The organism is Desulfobulbus sp. (assembly GCF_030824455.1).
GTDB lineage: Bacteria > Desulfobacterota > Desulfobulbia > Desulfobulbales > Desulfobulbaceae > Desulfobulbus.
In genome coordinates, this window is record NZ_JAVBXR010000017.1 from 1 (window position 1) to 4,221 (window position 4,221).

Genomic DNA, 4,221 nt, shown 5'->3' on the forward strand with positions numbered 1-4,221 from the left:
CCCTCGCGAGATCGCCCTTGCTTTCGGCTAGTATTTATGCTCCTGTCATCACGACAGTAACAGGGTTTACATACAGGGGACTTACACCCCATGAGATCACGCCCATGCCGGGCGTACACAAATGGTTTGGGAATCGACGCGCAAAACCCGCGCGCGTCTCAGCTCCTCGTTAGCTTAAAGAAGAAGAAAAAGTGTCAGAACTGTTTTTCCGCCAGAGCAGCAACGCGACGCTGCCGGTTGCTTTTCGGTCGAGAACTCGCGTCGACCAGAAGCACGCCGGTAAATCCGCAACAAACACCCAACAAACCTGTAACCAAGGCCTAACGATTGCCTCCTTGCTGATGTGGTACAACCGGTCATTACGAGCCTGAAGAGGCGTTATGACCGGTTTTTTTTATTGATAAGGAGCAACTATGGGTAGGTTTGGGGAAACGCTGGGGACATTGGGTCGACTTTTTCGCGGACAGGCGCCGGGGCAGCTGATCATTCAGCTCACCGATCGGTGCAACGCCCGCTGTCCGCAGTGCGGCATGCGGGTGCTCAACCGCTTTCAGCGCACGCGCCTGGACAATGTGTATGTGAAGCGACTGCTCGACGCCGGGGCCCGGCAGGGTATGCGCATGGTCTCGTTCACCGGCGGGGAGCCCCTGCTTTTCCGGGACGATTTGATTGCATTGATCACCTATGCCGGAAAGGTTGGATTTCGCTATATCCGCACCGGCACCAACGGCTTTCTCTTTCGCAATCACCAGGATCCCTGTTTCAACGATCGGGTCAAGTCGCTGGCCGAAGCCTTGGCCGCCACCCCGCTGCGTAATCTCTGGTTCTCCGTTGATTCGGCCGAGCCGGCAATCCACGACGCCATGCGCGGATTTCCCGGCGTATTGAGCGGCATTGCCAAGGCCCTGCCAATTTTTCATGCCCACGGCATCTATCCTTCGGCCAATGTCGGCCTCAATCGCAATCTCACCCAAGAAACCGCCCAACTGCAACCGCTGACCGGAGACGCCGCCCCTGAGGAACGGTTTTCCCTGGCTTTTGGCAATGGTCTTGAGCGGTTGTATCGGCTTCTGCTCGACATGGGCTTCACCCTCACCAGCGCCTGTTACCCCATGAGCGTCGACGCCGACGCCTCGGGTTTGCAGGCGGTGTACGGCGCCACCGCCGCAGAGCGGCTGGTCTGTTTCAGTGAGCGGGAAAAGGTGCTGCTGTACCAGGCTCTGGCCGAGACGGCGAAGAAATTTCGTTCGCGGCTGCGCATTGTTACGCCCCTGTCCTCGCTGCACAGCCTGATCAATCAGCATAGCGGCCGGGAGGAGCAAGGCTACCCGTGCCGGGGCGGAATCGATTACCTCTTTGTCGACAGCGTCCATGGCCAGACCTATCCCTGCGGCTATCGCGGGGCGGAACCCATGGGTCGGCTGTGGGAGCTCGATCCCCAAATCCTCTGGGCCAACCGTCAAACAGCATGCCGCCGGTGCGACTGGGAATGTTTCCGTGACCCCTCGGAGCTGTTCGGGCCCCTTCTGCGCGGGTTGTCGCAGCCGATGCGGCTGGTTGGCGAACATCGCCGTGACCCGCAGTTTTTGCGCTTGTGGGCGGAAGATTGCCGTTATGCCCGCGCCTGCAATCTGTATGACGGCCGTCGCGCCCCGGATTATACGCGGCTTCAGTCTTTTGCCCCTGCAGATCACAACAAGACGCCTGCGGTTGCGCAGGTATTGGTGAACAGAGCCGGCAACATGGCCGAGAGGGCGGAATGAGCCGGATCTACTTTGCCTACGGCTCCAACATGCATCTGGCCCAGATGGCCCGGCGCTGCCCAAACAGTCCCCTGAAGGGAGCGAGCGTGTTGCGGGGATATCGCTGGATCATCACCTCCCGGGGCTACGCCAATATTGTTCCCGACCCGCAGGAGATGGTGGAGGGGTTGCTGTTTCTTCTCTCGGCCGAGGACGAAATCAAACTGGATCATTTTGAAGGGGTGGCCGAGGGCAATTATCGCAAATCCGCCGTGACGGTGCGCAGCAATGGGGAAGCGTTGATCGCCCTGGCGTACATCGACCCCATTGTCGCTGAAGGTCGCCCTCAAGATGAGTATGTGGAAAGAATGAATATGGCCGTGCGGGATGCACAGCTTTCCCCGGAATACCTGCAGCAGACCATCCGGCGATTCATTCCGGAAGGGAGCCGAGGCGAGCCTGAAGGGTGAAAATTGTTTTTTTAACGAACTGTTAACCGCAAGTTAACATTGTTCACATAATCTTGACCTCCTGCTCGCCAATGGGCGGGGTGATTGATAAAAACAGGAGGGAGATTATGAAAAAACGTTTCGCCGCACTTGCCGTAACCTGCGCCTGCCTGGCGCCAGTCGTGGCTCAGGCCACAGCCGTTGAATTAACCTGGAGCCGCCAGTGGACCACAAGCCATGAGGCCAAGACCGGTTCCGCTTCCACCACAGCCGAGATTATCGCCCGTGACGAGAGCAACAATCGCCTGTGGGTCGTCGGCACGGAGGGAATTGACATCCTCGACGCCGCCACTGGAAATCGGGTCGAGACCATTGACCTGAGCGGTATTGGCGACGCCAACTCGATCGCCATCAAGGATGGCCGGGTTGCAGTGGCCCTCAGCGCGGAGGTGAAAACAGATCCCGGCAAGGTGCTCTTTTTTGACCTGAACTCCAACAAGCTTGCCGAGGTAACCGTGGGAGCCAATCCGGACATGGTGGTGTTCACCCAGGATGGTCGCCTGCTGGTGGCCAATGAAGGCGAAGGCTACGACGATACCCATGATGCGGTTGGTTCGATCAGCATCATCGAGAGCGGCTACACTGTATCCACCGCCGGTTTCGAGGCCTACAACGGCCAGGAAGATGCTTTGCGCAGCCAGGGAGTCCGTATTTTCCCGGATCGAAGTGCGGCGGACGATCTGGAACCGGAATACATTGCCGTGAGCCCCGATGGAAAAACCGCCTACGTGACCCTGCAGGAGAACAACAGCCTGGCGGTGGTCGACCTGACCAGCAACACCGTCTCTGAAATCCTTGCTCTGGGGACCAAGGATCACAGTGTGGCCGGCAACGGCATTGATGCTTCCAATAAGGATGATCTCAAGGGAAATGTCCAGAACTGGCCGGTGCAGGGCGTATACATGCCGGACGCCATTGCCGCCTACCAGGTTAACGGCAAGGATTATTACGTCACTGCCAATGAGGGAGATTCACGAAACGAGACGAAAAGCGTAGGAGAGGTAAAGCTTGATCCCACAGCTTTTCCCGACGCGGCCAACCTACAGAAAAAGGAAAACCTGGGCAAGCTCGAGATCTCCGCCATTGACGGCGACACTGATGGCGATGGAGATTATGACCAACTCTTTTCCTACGGTTCCCGGTCATTTTCAATTTGGGACGCCCAAGGCAAACTGGTATGGGACAGCGGCGATTTTATCGAAATCTACCTCAGAGAGAATTATCCCGATTTGCTGGATGACGGCCGCAGCGACAACAAGGGACCTGAGCCGGAGGGCGTGGCCCTGCTGAAGGCCGACGGCGCCACCCTGGCCTTTATTGGCTTGGAGCGGAGCAACGCCATCTTGGCCTTCAATATCACCGACCCGACCAACCCGGATTTTCTCAGCCTGATTTTTCATGAAGGCGACACGGCGCCGGAAGGGTTGCTTGCCTACGGCCACGACGGCGACTACTGGTTGGCTGTGGCCAATGAAGGGAGCAAAACCAGCACCCTGTATCAACTTGATGTTCAACCGGTTCCGGAACCGGGATCGATTGCGCTCTTCTCCTGCGGTCTTCTTGGCCTTGCCATTGCCGGCCGGCGCCGTAAATAACAGCCTATTCTCAAGAGAACTGGCCGGCGACCGTAGCCCGGATGCAGCCTGCGGAATCCGGGGGATGATGTGAAGTATTCCCGGATTCCGTTGCACTTCATCCAGGCTGCGGGTAGGAGTGCGCCAAACCTGGTCGACGAAGGTGTGTCATCTCGACCGCAAGGGAGAGATCTCGGGATCTTTGCGAGGGAATTCGGGGGACACTATACCTAATTCCGACCAAGCAAGCAGCCGAGCCTTCTGAACCGTTTCTTTGGGGCTGTCATATAAAGGCAAGAGTCGAAAAATTAGATAAGCTGGGGTGAGGAGAAGAGACGAAGTGTCAAAGGCATATAGCCTCTCGAAATGCGAAAATCTCTTCTCACCCTGGCGCCT

3 protein-coding genes are annotated in these 4,221 nt (G+C 57.5%); all 3 read left to right on the forward strand.

What is annotated here, in order from left to right:
• The first annotated feature begins 413 nt into the window (after positions 1 to 413).
• The 3 genes from RCH93_RS02965 (at position 414) to RCH93_RS02975 (ending at position 3,846) form a co-directional block, all read left to right on the forward strand.
• A complete protein-coding gene (locus RCH93_RS02965; protein WP_306546823.1) occupies positions 414 to 1,763 on the forward strand; it encodes a radical SAM protein in 1,350 nt (449 codons plus the stop codon).
• Positions 1,760 to 2,212 (forward strand): gamma-glutamylcyclotransferase family protein, encoded by a 453-nt coding sequence (locus tag RCH93_RS02970; protein WP_306546824.1) that lies wholly within the window; start codon positions 1,760 to 1,762, stop codon positions 2,210 to 2,212. The genes RCH93_RS02965 and RCH93_RS02970 overlap by 4 nt, the downstream gene beginning before the upstream one ends.
• Before the next feature lie 107 nt (positions 2,213 to 2,319).
• Positions 2,320 to 3,846, forward strand: a complete 1,527-nt coding sequence (locus tag RCH93_RS02975) for a choice-of-anchor I family protein (protein WP_306546825.1) — start codon at positions 2,320 to 2,322, stop codon at positions 3,844 to 3,846.
• Positions 3,847 to 4,221 lie beyond the last annotated feature (375 nt).